The 15081-nt window shown below is 68.1% G+C and carries 15 protein-coding genes and 3 pseudogenes; 9 read left to right on the plus strand and 9 right to left on the minus strand.

The genetic code is table 11. The annotated features are described in order from the left end of the window. Window positions 1–264: 264 nt before the first annotated feature. On the plus strand, window positions 265–723 hold the full coding sequence (locus tag EDD90_RS53830; RefSeq protein WP_260328856.1) for a transposase: 459 nt from the start codon (window positions 265–267) through the stop codon (window positions 721–723). On the opposite strand, the pseudogene EDD90_RS53835 reads toward EDD90_RS53830, so the two are convergent. Beyond that, window positions 680–1232: pseudogene (locus tag EDD90_RS53835) on the minus strand (hypothetical protein). The gene EDD90_RS53830 and the pseudogene EDD90_RS53835 overlap by 44 nt on opposite strands. A gap of 276 nt (window positions 1233–1508) precedes the next feature. Next, window positions 1509–2648, minus strand: a complete 1140-nt coding sequence (locus tag EDD90_RS53840; RefSeq protein WP_123982690.1) for a CdaR family transcriptional regulator — start codon at window positions 2646–2648, stop codon at window positions 1509–1511. Window positions 2649–2734: 86 nt separating this feature from the next. On the opposite strand from EDD90_RS53840, the gene EDD90_RS53845 reads away from it, so the two are divergent. Beyond that, window positions 2735–3790 carry a ferredoxin reductase gene (locus tag EDD90_RS53845; protein WP_123982692.1) on the plus strand — a complete coding sequence of 352 codons (1056 nt, stop codon included), beginning with the start codon at window positions 2735–2737 and terminating at the stop codon, window positions 3788–3790. 7 nt (window positions 3791–3797) lie between these two features. Further along, window positions 3798–4916, plus strand: coding sequence for an acyl-CoA desaturase (locus EDD90_RS53850; RefSeq protein ID WP_123982693.1), 1119 nt, complete (start codon window positions 3798–3800; stop codon window positions 4914–4916). A 157-nt stretch (window positions 4917–5073) separates the two neighbouring features. Here EDD90_RS53850 and EDD90_RS59385 read toward each other — a convergent pair whose 3' ends face one another. The 3 genes from EDD90_RS59385 to EDD90_RS53860 all read right to left on the minus strand — a co-directional run bounded on the left by EDD90_RS59385 (window position 5074) and on the right by EDD90_RS53860 (window position 6671). Continuing rightward, entirely contained in the window at window positions 5074–5346 is a 273-nt protein-coding gene (locus tag EDD90_RS59385) for a DUF6192 family protein (RefSeq protein WP_398929057.1), read from the minus strand. Then, the gene (locus tag EDD90_RS53855) at window positions 5316–5543 is read right to left on the minus strand and encodes a hypothetical protein (RefSeq protein ID WP_123982695.1); all 228 of its coding nucleotides are present in this window, start codon (window positions 5541–5543) and stop codon (window positions 5316–5318) included. Before EDD90_RS53855 ends, EDD90_RS59385 begins: the two co-directional genes overlap by 31 nt. Window positions 5544–6083: 540 nt before the next feature. Beyond that, window positions 6084–6671 carry a TetR/AcrR family transcriptional regulator gene (locus EDD90_RS53860; protein ID WP_123982697.1) on the minus strand — a complete coding sequence of 196 codons (588 nt, stop codon included), beginning with the start codon at window positions 6669–6671 and terminating at the stop codon, window positions 6084–6086. A 73-nt stretch (window positions 6672–6744) separates the two neighbouring features. Here EDD90_RS53860 and EDD90_RS53865 point away from each other — a divergent pair, with 73 nt between their 5' ends. Further along, the gene (locus tag EDD90_RS53865; protein WP_185149731.1) at window positions 6745–7575 is read left to right on the plus strand and encodes a class I SAM-dependent methyltransferase; all 831 of its coding nucleotides are present in this window, start codon (window positions 6745–6747) and stop codon (window positions 7573–7575) included. Window positions 7576–7950: 375 nt separating this feature from the next. On the opposite strand, the pseudogene EDD90_RS53870 reads toward EDD90_RS53865, so the two are convergent. Next, a pseudogene (locus EDD90_RS53870) lies at window positions 7951–8094 on the minus strand (AAA family ATPase); the annotation flags it as partial. Window positions 8095–8450: 356 nt separating this feature from the next. Next, window positions 8451–9065 (minus strand): TetR/AcrR family transcriptional regulator, encoded by a 615-nt coding sequence (locus EDD90_RS53875; RefSeq protein ID WP_123982699.1) that lies wholly within the window; start codon window positions 9063–9065, stop codon window positions 8451–8453. A 106-nt stretch (window positions 9066–9171) separates the two neighbouring features. On the opposite strand from EDD90_RS53875, the gene EDD90_RS53880 reads away from it, so the two are divergent. Then, window positions 9172–9594 (plus strand): ester cyclase, encoded by a 423-nt coding sequence (locus tag EDD90_RS53880; RefSeq protein ID WP_123982701.1) that lies wholly within the window; start codon window positions 9172–9174, stop codon window positions 9592–9594. A gap of 75 nt (window positions 9595–9669) precedes the next feature. Next, complete coding sequence (locus EDD90_RS53885; protein ID WP_260328857.1) at window positions 9670–10884, plus strand: IS701 family transposase; 1215 nt, start codon at window positions 9670–9672, stop codon at window positions 10882–10884. A 565-nt stretch (window positions 10885–11449) separates the two neighbouring features. Here the strand turns inward: EDD90_RS53885 and EDD90_RS53895 are convergent. Further along, window positions 11450–12076 carry a MerR family transcriptional regulator gene (locus EDD90_RS53895; RefSeq protein WP_123982703.1) on the minus strand — a complete coding sequence of 209 codons (627 nt, stop codon included), beginning with the start codon at window positions 12074–12076 and terminating at the stop codon, window positions 11450–11452. Between the two features lie 120 nt (window positions 12077–12196). Here EDD90_RS53895 and EDD90_RS53900 point away from each other — a divergent pair, with 120 nt between their 5' ends. The 3 genes and pseudogenes from EDD90_RS53900 to EDD90_RS53910 all read left to right on the plus strand — a co-directional run. Further along, a complete protein-coding gene (locus EDD90_RS53900; RefSeq protein WP_123982705.1) occupies window positions 12197–12640 on the plus strand; it encodes a DUF3291 domain-containing protein in 444 nt (147 codons plus the stop codon). Window positions 12641–12696: 56 nt separating this feature from the next. Continuing rightward, window positions 12697–12936 (plus strand): hypothetical protein, encoded by a 240-nt coding sequence (locus EDD90_RS53905; RefSeq protein ID WP_123982707.1) that lies wholly within the window; start codon window positions 12697–12699, stop codon window positions 12934–12936. A 136-nt stretch (window positions 12937–13072) separates the two neighbouring features. Beyond that, window positions 13073–14203: pseudogene (locus tag EDD90_RS53910) on the plus strand (IS701 family transposase); the annotation flags it as partial. Between the two features lie 282 nt (window positions 14204–14485). Here EDD90_RS53910 and EDD90_RS53915 read toward each other — a convergent pair. Then, window positions 14486–15007, minus strand: a complete 522-nt coding sequence (locus EDD90_RS53915; RefSeq protein WP_123982709.1) for a hypothetical protein — start codon at window positions 15005–15007, stop codon at window positions 14486–14488. Window positions 15008–15081 lie beyond the last annotated feature (74 nt).

A 15081-nucleotide genomic window follows, 5' to 3' on the forward strand; every position in this document is an offset into this window, starting at 1 on the left:
TGGCCAATAAACGGGCACCCGCCAGACTCATCCCGGGGATTTGCGTACTCCCCGGTTTCGATGTCGTCTGTTGCCATTTCGACACGTCAACAGCGATTCACTTGCGTTCGTCTTCCCGGTCCCCACCTGACGCCTTCAACGGCGCCTTTTCCTCATCGCTCACCACGACGGTCTTCAGCCAACGCAGCATGAGGCGGTTTGAAGCCTCCCCCCGCAGGGCGGCTTCGAAGGGCCAAACCTTCATCTCCCGCACAGCACCGCTATTTGAAGTTCGCTACCATCAACTCCCTTTCGCGTTCAGGACACACGCGCAAGCGGCACGTCGTGGTCGACACGCTCGGCCTGCTGCTGGGCGTGATGGTCACGAGCGCGGATGCCGGTGACCGCGCCGCCGCTCAGGTCCTGCTGCGACAAGTCGCCGACGCGCACCACCGGTTGGCCCTGGTCTGGGCGGACGGCGGCTACACCGGCAGCCTCGTCGAGTACTGCCTGGCCACGTTCGCGCTGGTGTTGGCGATCGTCAAGCGCAGCGACGACATGCGCGGCTTCGTGGTGCTGCCCAAGCGGTGGATCGTCGAGCGCCTCTTCGCCCACCTGATGCGCACCCGCCGCCTGGCGCGCGACTTCGAACGCCGCACCACCAGCGCCGAGGCGATGATCTACTGGTCGATGACCCTGCTCATGACCCGCCGCCTGGCCCGCTCACGCCGCGGGCGAGCGTGAACCGGCCCGGTGCCGGCTCGGCCAGCCAGCCTCGCGCGACCAGGCGTTTCGCCTTCGACCTCAGCGCCTCCACCCGCGCCGGAACCACGTCCATACCGAACAAAGCAGCCATCTCCTGGCAGGTCAGCGGCCCCTGCCCGAGCCGGGCCCGGTCCGCGAGCGCCTTGAGGATGCGCTGGTAGTCCACCGACAACGCCGACCACACAAGCCCTTCACGCCACCACCGGCACCTGCGACTTCGCCTTCGCCGCTTCCGGCGTTGACGATGCCTCCTCGGCCTGCCCGTCGGCGGTCGGTGCTGTCCGGTCGGCCTGGTCGTGGCCATGCCCGGTCTCGTCTGCCGGGGCAAGCACCTCGCCCACCCGCGAGCGAGCGATGGCCCATTCCTTCCAGTCCCGCTCGGCCACGGCCAATTCGGCCTGGACGCGGTCGGCCTCCTCCCGCAGCTCGTCCACGCGACGGCGAGCCACGAGCTCACGCTGTTCCAGCAGCCCCACGACCGACGGCATCCATGACCTCCACAGCAGCGGCGACACGACAGACCACCACTCCCACAGGATCACCGACCCTACGCCCGACCAGCGAAAACGCCGTCCTCAAGCCCGGAAAGACAACAGCTTCTAAAAGACACTCATGGACACTTATGTGAGAGCAGCTTCTGACCCCCGGTCTCTGCCGGCTGATACCGCTCTTACCCGGGCCGCATGAGCCAGCTGACGGCACCGGGAACGAGGCACGATTCCTGGACCGCACACGGACGCGGTCGTGGACGGTCGAAGTACGCGTCAGCTGAACCGAAGACCGACCGCCAGCGTCAGTTCAAGGACCCGGTGTGGCGATGCGAGATCCGGAAACAGCTCCCGCAGCTGCGACATCCGGTACCGGACTGTCTGGGGATGGACGAACAACGCCGCCGCCACCTCGTCCCGCCTGCCCTGGTGCAGCAGCCACTCCCGCAACGTCTCCTCCAGCCGCCGTGCCGTCGCGACAGGCAAGGTCCGCAACGGTGCAAGGGCTCGGGCACGCAGGTCTGCGAACGCGTTCACGTCGGCGCTCAGCACCAGCTCGGGCAGGTGGTCCTCGGTGTCGCGAATATCAGAGGAGAGGGAGCGCGCGCGTACGGCTCGTGCGTACGAGGCGGACGCACGCGTCCATGGCCGGGCCGGGCCGACCACGGCGGTGCGGTCGGTCAGCTGCCGCAAGAGATGTGACCGGTCGGCATCGGGGACGAGCAGCACACCGGTGGCGTCCGGCAGATCGTCGAGGACGAGGGTGCTGGGGTCGAACGCGCGGTAGGCGGGCCGGGCCTGGGCGGCGGGCAGCAGGACCGCGGTCAGCGAAACCGGAGGCTGCCATCCGGCCCGTTGAGCAGAGACCAACAGCACGTCCGGGCTCGCTCCGGCGAGGAGGTCGCGGGCCAGGTGCTCCAGGTGACGCTCGTGATCCCGGCCCCGGGCGGCCAGTTCGTCGGCGTGGCCCGCGGCGCTCGCGGCGGAGAGCTCGTCGATGTAGGCGAAGGTCAGCTCGGCGAACTTGGCGACCTCGGCGGCCGGCAGACCTGCGGGTACGGCCCCCGCTGCCAGGCATCGCCAGGCCACGCGGGCACCGACGCGGTAGGCGCTGAGCAGAGCGTCCATCGAACGGCCGTCGCGGACCTCGCCGCGGCCGAGCTCGTAGGCAGCGTCACCGCCGTCGCCGCCCGTGGCGTTCCCGCTCGCGAGGTCCAGATAGTGCCCCAGGGCGGTGCGGACGGCTCGGCGGATGGTGGCGCCCATGTGGCCCGTAAGGGCGTTGGCGTAGGGAGGGACCTCGTCGATGATCGCCTGGACGACCTCGTCGGCGGTGGCCTTCAGCCCAGCCCGAAGTACGGTGACCGTCGTCTCATCCAGGGCCAGTTCGCTGGCCCTCCGGATCACATGGTTCACGTCTTATTCCCTGCGAACAATTCTGCCGTCCAGATTTACGTCCTGCGGTTAGGACCTTACGCCCTGAGGCACAGCAAGCTGGAGCCATGACGAGTACAGCCCTCCGCAGCAGGGCGTGGAAACTGCTGGAGATGGTCACGACGCCGCTGCTGCCGTCGGACTACCTCGACCTGGTCAGCCCGCTGCGTGCGGGCGCCGACCTGCGCGGGCGCATCGAGGCCGTGCACCCCGAGACGGGTGACGCCGCGACCATCGTGATCAGACCGGGACGGGGATGGCGCGGCCACACAGCCGGTCAGTACGTGCGGATCGGGGTCGACGTCGACGGGGTGCGCCTGTGGCGTGCCTACTCCATCACCTCGCCGACGAACCGCCAGGACGGCCGTGTCACGATCACCGTGAAGGCGATCCCGGACGGCAAGGTCAGCAACCACCTGGTCCGCAGGGCGACTCCGGGCACGCTGATCCAGCTCGACCAGGCGACCGGTGACTTCGTGCTGCCGCAGGCCAAGCCGGCCAAGGTGCTCTATCTGACGGCCGGCAGCGGCATCACGCCCGTGATGGGCATGCTGCGCGACACCGAGTTCGACGACGTCGTCATGGTCCACTGCGCGCCACAGCCGCAAGACGTGATCTTCCGCGACGAACTGCACGGCCTGGTCGCGGACACGAAGCTGCGGCTCGCCGAGGTGCACACCGACACAGACGGCATGCTCGACATCGCCCGTCTCGACGAACTCGTGCCCGACTGGGCAGAGCGCGAGACCTGGGCTTGCGGGCCCGCAGGCCTGCTCGACGCCGCCGAAGAGCACTGGAGCGAGCACGGCGTCCAAGAGCGCCTGCACACCGAACGCTTCCGCCCCAGCGTCGTCGTCGCCGGCGACGGCGGCGAGGTCACGTTCAGCGCCACCGGCAAGACCGTCGATGCGGACGGCGCCACGCCGTTGCTGGACATCGGCGAGGAGGCCGGCGTGCTCATGCCCTCCGGGTGCCGCATGGGCATCTGCTTCGGCTGCATCACGCCGCTCAAGGCGGGCGCCGTCCGCGACCTGCGCACCGGCGAGATCACCGAGGCCGAGCCCGGCGTCCTCATCCAGACCTGTGTGTCCGCCGCGGCGGGCCCCTGCGACATCGAACGGTAGGAACACCTTGACCGCCATCGACCCCACCGCCCACCTGACCGCGGAGCAGATCGAGGAGCTCGGCCGCGAGCTGGATGCGATCCGTGACGAGGTGATCGCCACCCGCGGCGAGAAGGACGCCGCCTACATCCGCAAGGTCATCTCGGCGCAGCGCAAGCTCGAACTGGTCAGCCGGGGCGTGCTGCTGTTCTCGATCTTCCCGCCCGCGTGGCTGATCGGCACCGCCGGTCTGTCCGTGGCGAAGATCATGGACAACATGGAGATCGGCCACAACATCCTGCACGGCCAGTGGGACTGGATGCGGGACCCGAAGATCCACTCCACCACCTGGGAGTGGGATCACGTCTCGCCGGCCGACCAGTGGAAGCACTCCCACAACGAGCTGCACCACACGTACACCAACGTGATCGGCAAGGACAACGACCTCGGCTACGGCATCATGCGCGTCGACGAGGACCAGAAGTGGCACCCGTTCCACCTCGGCCAGCCACTGTGGAACTTCATCAACGCCTGCTTCTTCGAATACGGCATCGCAGCGTACGACCTGGAGCTCGGCAAGAACCTGCACAAGCGCCGCCGCAAGAACCCGGAGTTCCGCGCGCGGGCCAAGGCCGTGGGCCGCAAGATCCGCAAGCAGGTGCTCAAGGACTACGTGATCCACCCGCTGCTGTCGGGCCCGTCGTTCCTCACCACGCTCGGCGCCACGTTCACCGCGAACCTGGTCCGCAACATCTGGTCCCACTCGGTGATCATGTGTGGGCACTTCCCCGAGGGCGTGCAGGTTTTCGAGCGCCGGTCGATCAAGGGCGAGACGCGCGGCCAGTGGTACCTGCGCCAGATGATGGGCTCGGCGAACATCAGCGGCAGCAGGGCCATGCACTTCATGACGGGCAACCTGTCGCACCAGATCGAGCACCACCTGTTCCCGGACCTGCCGAGCAACCGGTACGCCGAGGTCGCGGTGAAGGTGCGCGCGCTGTTCGAGAAGTACGAGCTGGAGTACGTCACCGGGCCGCTGCCCAAGCAGGTGTTCTCCGCGTGGCGCAAGGTCTTCCGGCTCTCGCTGCCGAACAAGAAGCCGAAGGTCAAGACGCCGGACCGCGAGCAGGAGCTCGTCGCTGCCTGATTCCCGGTACTGGTTCAGATCTTTCGGCCGCACCGGCGGCACCGCCGGGTCCGGTGAGATCCGTTGCGGACGGTGGGCGGCCGCGACATCAGACCGTACGACACGGGATCCGGGCAGCCCGGTGTCCGGCTGCGCTGCCCGGACATGTGCCAGGAGCTCAGTGCCTGTTCCACGGTGCAGCCGGAAAGGGACTTCGCGGGCGGCGTCCCGGTCGGTGACGTCGGCCGGACGCGCTCCACCTTCTCCTGGACCGTTCCGGGCCGGTCGGGACGGCGGCGGCGGACCGCTCGGCGCCGTCCCGGACCGATGCCAGGATCGAGTGGACCTTGTGCGACACACCCTCGCGACGCTGCGCAGCTGGCCAACGATGAGACGTGAAACGGTAGTTGAGGACCGTGCTCAGCGATATGCCGATGTCGTCCGCGTATATCTGGAGCGACGCCGGACCCCGAAGAACTCGTCGTCGCTGCGCGGCGACGAACCGCCCTGCGGACGCATCGGCTCGATCTCCGCGGCGTGGCCGCCGATCGTGAACATGGCCCGGCCGATCCGGGCGACCAGTTGCCGGTCCCCAGCGACGTTCTCGTCATAACGCTGCCGAGTGACCTGGCCGACGTTCGCAGGCATGGTGATCACCACCCCTTGCGCGGGGCCGGGCGCGGTACTCCGGGCCGCAACGAACCCGCGACCCCTTGCTCTCTCCGGAGAGTCCTCCCGCCGCGCGATCGCCAACAAGGCGCGACGTCAACTCAGTCAATATCGGAATGACTTGGATAAAACGGGTGTTCAGAACAGCGTCACTGTGACGCCGCTCCGGACGCTTTCTGCCGCTTCCGCCAGGCCCTCGTACGGCACCGTGGTGAGCAACAGACAGTCCCCCCGGACGCTCCACCCCAAGTGTCCACCGCGTCCCGCACGACGGACACCCTGCGGCATCGCGCGCCTTCCGCAAGGCCGCCCCCCTTGCCCATACCCGACGGACGTGGCGCCACTGCCCGGAGCGACACACCGCCGAACAGAACCGCGCCCCTGGGCCGGCGTCCAGCCGAAGCCGTTCCCCACAAGCCGGGCAGTACCGGACCGACATCCAGCCGTCACCATCAACCACCCCACCAGGCCAGGCCCGCAAAGAGATCGCTTCAGCGATTCCGGAACCGGGCACTCAGGTCACGGCTGAGGTGGTCGCAAGGCGACGGCGATGACGGTGGTCACCATCTTGCGGATGGCGGTGGTCTGCGGTGGGGCGCTCGCCCGGTCGGCGAACAGCAGGTGCCCGGCCCCGACGAGGGTGGGGGCGAGTGTGTCGATGTCGGCGTCGCCGGCCAGGCGCCCCAACTCCCGCTCGGCGGTGAGATAGGTGGCGATCATAGCGGTGCCTTGCACAGCCAGTGGGATGCCGATCAGCCCGGCCTCGCGCAGCCGGGCGCGGAGGCCGTCGCGGAAGGTGATGAGCGCGACGACTGCCACCGTGACCGGCCCGAACAGATCCTGCAGTGCGTCGACGAGGTTGTCCACCACGCTCCCGGTGCCGGCCGCCGCGCGCAGAGTCGTAGTTCGGTCCCCGATGCTGCGGACACGGTCGAGGACCAGCTCCGCCAGGAAGGCGTCGAAGTCGGTGAAGTGCCGGTGCAGCACACCTTTGGCGCAGTTCGCCTCCTCCGTGACCGCCCGGCTGGTCAACGCGTCGGGCCCGTCCCGAAGCAGGACGCGCTCGGCGGCTTCGAACAACTGGCCGCGCACGTTGTGTATGTGCACCCCTGACGGCATTGTCTTCCTTTCCGCGCCGCCCCGCCTTAACAAGTGGGCAACCGCCCATTAGTGTGGGCGCATGCCCACTTTATCGCAGGGACAGCCGGACAAGTCCGGCCCCGAGCCTCACCGCCACCGGCAGACGGCCGAGTCGTTCGGAGTGGACGCCGAACGCTACGACCGCGCCCGACCGCCGTATCCCCAGGCCCTGGTGGACAGGATCATCGCGGCAAGCCCCGGTCGGCACGTTCTCGATGTCGGAGCCGGGACCGGCATCGAGGCCCGGCAATTCCAGGCGGCCGGCTGCACGGTGCTCGGTGTCGAGCCCGACGAGCGCATGGCCGCCTTCGCGCGACGCAGCCGCATCGAGGTCGAGGTCGCCAGGTTCGAGGACTGGCAGCCGGCCGGGCGGCAGTTCGACGCGGTCATCGCCGGCACCGCCTGGCACTGGGTGGACCCCGTCGCCGGCGCGGCCAAGGCGGCCCAGGTACTCCGGCCCGGCGGCCGACTCGCCCCCTTCCACCACGTCCTCCAGCTCCCGGCCGAAGTGATCGACGCCCTCGCCGAAGCACTCCAACGGGTCGCCCCCGATTCCCCGTTCAACCCCGCCCTGCTAGGACGATCGGCCGTGGACGCCTACCAGCCCCTGTTCGCGAAAATCGCCGACGGGATCCGGCAGACCGGCAGCTTCAGCGAGCCGGAACAGTGGCGCTTCACCTGGGAGCGCACCTACTCCCGAGAAGAGTGGCTCGACCAGCTCCCCACCTTCGGCGGCCTCACCCAACTCCCCGCAGACAAAATGGCGCAGGTCCTGGACGGCGCCGGAACCGCGATCGACAAGCTCGGCGGGTACGCCACCATGCCCTACACATCCGTCGTGATCACCTCGACCCGCTCCCATACGGCCTGACCACCGCAAACGTCGGACGTCGCCACGCGCGGGCAGACTCATGAGCTCCGCGACGCGGAGGACTATAAGGCCAGCGCGCTGAGCTGGAAGCCCCGCGCCGTCGTCCAATCTGCGGAAGAACGCCCGTTCATCCGGGTCGACGACTCGATTGCCGATCTCGATCGCTCTTGGGTGCCGGCGCACCACCGAGGGAAAGCCTTCCTCCACCATGTCGATTCCGGTATCGGCCTCACCGAAAGGGACGTTGCCGTACTCGGCGACTGGTTGCGGGAGGCTTCCGGCTCGAAGGAGCGCTATGCATCGCCGATCAGCCCGGAGGCGAGGAGCAGAATGTGACCCACCTCCTGGTCCACGTAATTGGAAGATGGGTCCTGTTCAGCGCGTGGCGGCCTGTTCGGCCTTGACTGAGGTCTGAGCGATGCGGTGAGCGTCGGTGCCGGTCTCGATGATCGTGCCGTTGAAAGTGAGCCGGTCGACGATGGCCGTGCAGAGCCGAGGGTTAGTGAACGGGTTGGCCCAGGCATCTGGGGCTGACACTTGTTCCCGCACAAGAGTTGTCACTGCCACCTGGCCGTATCCCGTTCCTGAGGTCCGCGTAAAGCCCGTCGGTCGCTGCCAGCACAAGGATCGAGGTTAGTACCCAGTTCAGCGGTCTTGAAGAGTTGGCCATCCTCACGGCAGCGAGTCCACGCGCTCGTCATGAGTCACTGAGAAGGAGGGCAGCCTGCCGAGTGAAACGGCAGGCCGCCGCGCGTCGGGCCTAGTACTCCAGCCGGACTTCTGTATTTCTCCTGGTCAACGGCCTGGCGGTGGGGAATGTAGCGGGGGTGCGTGTTTCGACGGCGCAGCGGAAGCCGGCGTCGCGCTTGGCGCTTTCAGTGGATGCTGTCGGCCGGTGTCGAGGGGGTGTCCGTGCCCTGTCTGATCAGGAGGACGAGGCGCTCTGCTTGAGAGGCGTCCGTGGTGGTCAGTGCGATCCCGTTGGCCAGGGCGAGTAGTTCCGATGCATTGAGGTCGGCGCGGACAGCACCGGCGCTTTGCGCCCGGGTCAGCAGTGCGGACGCGGCTGTGTGCATCGATTGGTGCCAGCGGTCGAACAGCGCGGAGCGCTGGCCTGTGCGGTCATCGGTGATCGACAGCGCCAGTTCCCGCTTGGCCGCCACGTGTGCAATGAAGTCCTGGAGCCAGCCGAAGAGGGCGTCGCCGGGAAGGTCCTCGGCCAGCAGGGACTGGCTCCGGGTGCAGAGCTCGGCCACTTCCTCGGAGTAGACGGCGATGATCAGTTCGCGGCGTGTCGGGAAGTGTCGATACATCGTGGCGTTGCCGACGCCGGCCCGGCGGGCGATGTCGTCGAGCGGGGCGTCGACGCCGTGGTCGTGGAAGACGTCCCTGGCCGCGGCCACGAGCAGGTCGTAGTTTCGCTGAGCGTCCGCGCGACGACGACGCTGGGGTTCCGGACGCGGTGCAGGCCCGGCGCTCTGCGATGGCATGACCCTCCTTGTTAATCGGGGACTTCCCCGGTTACGGTAGCCGAACTCGGCAAGCGGGGAGCTCCCCAGTTGCTGTCTCGCGTATCCCCACCAGAGGAGATTCCGCATGCTGCAGGGAGCAGAAGACACCACGCGCCCAGGACCGGGAGAGATTCACCGGCGCGTCGTCGAGAGCTACGCGCAGATCCTGGAAGGGCGGCTCGAAGACGCCCTGGAACTGATCGACCCTGAGGTCGTCGACCACCGGGGAGGCACCCAGGGCGATCACCGGGGACGCGACGCCTGGCGACAGAAGTGGGAACGGATGAGTGCGAGCAGCGCGTTCCACGATGTCTCGGTGACGATCGAGCAGAACGTCGTCTCCGGCGACACCTCCGTCAACCGGTACACAAGCCGGGGCACCCACACGGATTCCGGCCGACGCTACGAGGTCCTCAGCATGGACATGGTCCGCGTCCGCAACGGCCGCATCATCGAGCACTGGGCCCTGCGCGACGCCGACGCGATGCGCGATCAGTTGGGCCTGTGAAGGAACCTCTCGCGTCTGGTGGCCAGATGATGACCGCCACGCCCGACGGGAACCTCGCCCGATGGCAGGATACTCATGGGCCGGGTCGCGGGTCGGTTCGCCCGGGTCGAACCCCGGCGCCGGATGAGGAAGTTGGTGCTCGGACTGCTGTCCGACCTGCCGAGCAAGAACTGCTGGACCATCGCCGAGTGGGCCGGCGACACGACACCGGACGGCATGCAGCACCTGCTGGGCAGGGCCAAGTGGGATGCCGATCAGGTCCGCGACGACATACGCGCCTACGTGGTGGAACACCTGCACGACCACCAAGCGGTGCTGGTCGTCGACGAGACCGGCGACGTGAAGAAGGGCGTGGAGACGGTCGGCGTCCAGCGCCAGTACACCGGCACCGCCGGCCGGATCGAAAACTCCCAAGTCGCCGTCTACCTGGTCTACGCAGGTCGGCACGGCCACGCGGCAGTGGACCGGGAACTCTACGTTCCCCACTCCTGGACCTCCGACCCCGACCGCTGCCGCGCCGCGGGCCTTGCCGAGGAAACCACCTTCGCCATCAAGCCGGAACTGGCCGCTCGCATGGTCGCCCGGTTCCTGGACTCCGGCCACCAGGCCGCAGGGGTTGCCGGTGACGAGGTCTACGGCGCCAACCCGAAGCTGCGAACCGCACTGGAGGAACGTGGCACCGGCTATGTCCTCGCGGTGGCCTGCTCACACGAAGTCACCACTGGTGCAGGGAAGTTCCGTGCGGACATCCTGGCCAAGAAAGTGCCCAAGCGGGCCTGGCAGAAGCTCTCCGCAGGAGCCGGGGCCAAGGGGCACCGCTTCTACGACTGGGCATTCATCGGCCTTCCCGACCCCCGCCCCGGGCGTCGTCAGCTGCTGATCCGCCGCAACCGCAGCACCGGCGAACTCGCCTACTACCGCTGCTACTCGCCTGCACCTGTGCCGCTGAGCGTGCTGGTCCGAGTCGCTGGATCAAGATGGAGAGTGGAGGAGTTCTTCCAGTCCGGCAAGGGCCTGGCAGCACTCGACGAGCACCAGGTCCACCGCTACACCTCCTGGTCACGCTGGGTGACCCTCGCCATGCTCGCGCACGCCTTCCTCGCCGTCATCCGCGCAGACGAGCCCACCCGCCCCGCACCCGATGCCCTCATTCCGCTCACCTGCAAGGAGATCCAGCTGCACCAGGTCTGCCGCTTCACCTCGTGGTCGCGTTGGGTTACCTCGCCCGCACCTTCCTCGCGGTTGTCCGTGCCGACGAGCACACCCGCCGTCCCGCCCCGATCTTGCTGATCCCATTCACCTGCAACGAGATCCAGGGCCTGTTCACGGCACCCGTCGTCTGAGACCGGATCACCGGCCCCCGCCCCGCCCGGCACACCGCGTTGCTCCTGCTGCGCGGGTACCCCGACGGCGACGCGCGGGCGGTCGCCACGGCTCTGGACACCCTGGACGAGACCGCCCTCGACGACACGTACACCTGTCTCTGTGTCGTCATGGAGGTCACCCTGCGCCTCACCCTGACCGCCCAGCCCGCGGCCCGTGACGTGGGCCGGGCCGCCGAGCAGGCTGCCACGGCGGCTACCCCGCACTACGAGTTCGCCTTCGGGCAGACGGTCCGGGGCCCTGACCCGCGCCGCCGACGCGGACCTCCCGGGAGCCGTGCATCTGCTGGCCGTGATGACCGTGGCCCTGGGCGCCTCCGTCCTCGACCACGACGGTGTGAACGCCCTGCTCAGCTGCCTCCCGGAGGATCCGCGCTGATCGCGACCACCGCCTGACGGGCGCCCCCGGTCAGCACCGCCCGAACCACACCGTCCGCCCCATGGCGACCGTCGCGTCAACGACGACGGTCCGATCAACGACGACCACCCCCGTGGCGCCGCGCCGACTCGTTCTCCTGGGCCATGCGGCGCAGCGCCATCAGCGCGGGTTCGAGCAGGACCGTGAGCAGCAGCGCGCGCTCGGCCAGTTCCAGCGGGTCGTCGATTCGGTCCAGTTGGCCGAGGTCGAGCACCGCGGTCCGTTCGGCCAGCCGGGCGTACGAGACGAGCGCGTTCCGGTCGAACGGGACACCGAGGTCGCGCAGCGAGCCCAGGGTCTCGGCCAGGGTCGCCCGCGCGGGCGCCGACCCGTGGACGTCCCAGCCCAACTCCTCCACGAGCGCGTCGACTTCGGTCCGTTCGGTGGAGTCCTCCGCCGCATCCCCGGCGGGCCCGATCGAACCGAGGGTGAGACCGAGCAGGCGATGGGTGTCGCCTGCGTGCTCCGCCAGGGCTCCCAGGGCCTCCCGGGTGGCACTGACGGACAGCCCCCGGACGCCGGTCAGCACGCGGATCAGACGGAGCCTGCGCAGATGGTTCCCGTCGTACTCGGCCTGGGTCGCGGACAGTTGCCGGCCGGCCGGGAGCAGCCCCTCGCGGAGGTAGTACTTGATCGTCGTGACGGAGACTCCGCTGAGGCGGCTCAGCTCGGACATGCGCATCGGGTCGGCTCCGCTCTGGTCATTGGATACCTCCACTGTCTAACATGGATAGTGGAGGTATCCAATTTGCTCCCCCGGGCCTCCGTCCCTCGTCCTGCCCCTGCGGAAGAAGGCGCCATCATGCCCACGCTCCCCTGGACCACCGTCGACGCGCCCGCACCAAACTCGCGGGCGTTCGTCATGGCCTCGCGCTTCGAGGTCCGTTCCTTCCGTGACGTACCGCGTTTCTTCCTGCGGTCCCTGGCCGCCTGGAAGCAGGTGAAGAGCGCGCCCGGCGCGTACGGCGCCACGCTCGTCGCCCAGCCGTTCAAGCGCACCTTCTGGACGCTGTCGGCCTGGGAGGACAAGCGGGCCCTCTACACGTACGCGAAGACCGAACCGCACCGCTCGATCATGACCGGGCTGCGGTCCACGACGAGCGGCTCGGTCTTCACGTTCTGGGAGCTTCCGGCCTCGGAACTCCCCCTCGACTGGGCGGACGCCCGGCGGCGGCTCGCCGAGCAGGAGCGCGCCGATGCCACCGGCGAGCGCGGACCCTCGGATGCCGGACCCGGATCCGCCTGACACTCCCCCGCCCCTCCCCTGAACCGGCTCTTCATCTCCCCAGGAGACGTACTGACATGACGCTGTCCGAGGAAAGCCCGGCCCTGGACGACTCCCCGATCGCCCTGGCGCGCGAGCGACGAAGGGTGCCGCTGTGCCTCGCGATCGTCGCGTGCAGCGTGCCCATCTTCATGGTCGGCCTGGCGACGCCGTCATCAAGCCCGAGTGCTGGCCAGCCATTACCTCCGACAAGTCACGGACCGGACATGAAGATCACGATCTACGGCTGGAGTGCTAGTACTCCAGCAGCACTTTGACGTTTTCCCTGTTCAGGGGCGGTTTGGGTGAGTGTAGAGGGCTGATGACCGGCCTGTGATCTCTTTCCCGGGCCGCCCCTCGATCGTGTGCAGCCGCCGCTGATAGTGGCAGCGGTCCGGGCAGCCTCCCGACGTGATCGACGAGCGTGCAGTTGAGATCTGGAACGACGAACTCGAGGAACTGTTCCTGCGTACCGGCCACCGCTTCAGGCGTGTCGAGCCGCGTCGCAGGATGCGTGACTACGTCCGTGGACTCCTGGGCCCGGTCGGCCGAAAGAACGGCTGGCAGCTGGCCGAGTACGCCGGACACCGCACACCCGACCGTCTCCAGCGGCTCCTTAACGGCGCACGCTGGGACGCCGACGAACTCCGCGACGACCGCCAGCACTACGTAGCCGAACGGCTCGGCGAGCCCGACGGAATCCTCATCCTCGACGACACCGGCTTCCTCAAGAAGGGCACCACCTCGGCCGGTGTGCAGCGCCAATACTCCGGCACCGCCGGCCGCACCGAGAACTGCCAGATCGGCGTGTTCGCCGCCTACGCCACCACCCGCGGACGCGCCCTGGTCGACCGCGCGTTGTACCTGCCCAAGTCCTGGACCGACGACCGCGACCGATGCCGCGCCGCGCACATCCCCAACGAGCGGACCTTCGCCACCAAACCCGACCTGGCCAAGGCCATGGTGCTGCGGGCGATCGCCTCGCCGCTGCCGATCGCCTGGGTGACCGCGGACGCCGCCTACGGCCAGGAGTGGCGGCTGCGCCGCATGCTGGAGGAGACCGGCCTGGGCTATGTGCTCGCGGTCCCCAAGTCTCAGCAGGTGCCCCACTTCGGACGCATCGACCACCTCTTCTCCCAGGCACCCGAGGAAGCGTGGGAGCAACGTTCGTGCGGTGACGGCGCCAAGGGCCCGCGCTTCTACCACTGGGCCGCCCTGCAGATCACCTCCATCGAGGACTTCGACGGCGAGATGCCCACCCACCAGCGGTGGGCACTGGCCCGCCGCAGCATCAGCAAGCCCGAGGAGATCGCCTGCTACCTCTGTTACGCACCGCTCGGCACCACGGTCGAGCGTCTGGTCCGCGTCGCCGGGACGCGCTGGGCCATCGAGGAAGCCTTCCAGGCCGCGAAGAACGAGTGCGGCCTCGACCAGTACGAAGTCCGCCGCTATACCGGCTGGATGCGGCACATCACGCTGGCCATACTGGCGCATGCGTTCCTGGCCGCCATGGCCGCCGACGCCGCGGCAAAAGGGGCAGCAGAAACGGTTCCTGCCTTGCGCCCCTCACCGTGGCAGAAGTTCGGCGGCTCCTGGCAACTGGCCACTCACCCCTCGCCGCTCACCAGCCCCTCATCAGTGCACGCGCACTGAGATGGTCACACTGGCGCAGACGACGCCAAGCGGTCGCTCGCCGCTGCCACTATCAGCGGCGGCTGCACACGATCGAGGGGCGGCCCGGGAAAGAGATCACAGGCCGGTCATCAGCCCTCTACACTCACCCAGACCGCCCCTGAACAGGGAAAACGTCAAAGTGCTGCTGGAGTACTAGCTGCTTACGATCTCCCCCACGGCGCCGTCGATGTTTCGAGATTCGGCTGTGATGCCTGCAATCTTTTCAACCGCTGCGGCAACCCATTGAGGGTCTCCGAGCTTATCTGCGCGTCCGCACTTCACCACTTGCGCGAAAAACGCTTGGGCCAGACGGATTTCACGTCTGCCGTATTTTGTGGCGGCGCGTGTGTAATGCGCATTCCAGTCCTCATAGGGACTTCGCAGTGTCGCGGTGAAGTACGCCTCTCCTCCACCGTGGCGGGAGCTCCCCGTGAGGGAGAGAGCCAGATCCGTGATCCGTGCGAGTGTTCCGGAGTTGCTCAGCCGGCTGGCCTGGATCGAAAGGCCGAGGTTCATGAACCGCGACCACGGGATCGTCTCGGCCCGCACCCCCTGGACCCAGTAGCTGAGTCCGTTCCGATCGAGCTTGAAATACTTGCTCTTGGGGGCGGTCGAGTCACCGACGATCCACTCGCCTGAGACAAACTCCAGGGGGCCCAGGTTGGGGATGGTCATCGATCACCGATCCATTGCCATGCGGCACTCCAGGCCGCGTGATGTCCTCGGAGTTTACGCCCCGCTGCAGTTCT

This window comes from Streptomyces sp. Ag109_O5-1 (assembly GCF_003814875.1).
Classification (GTDB): Bacteria; Actinomycetota; Actinomycetes; order Streptomycetales; family Streptomycetaceae; genus Streptomyces; species Streptomyces sasae.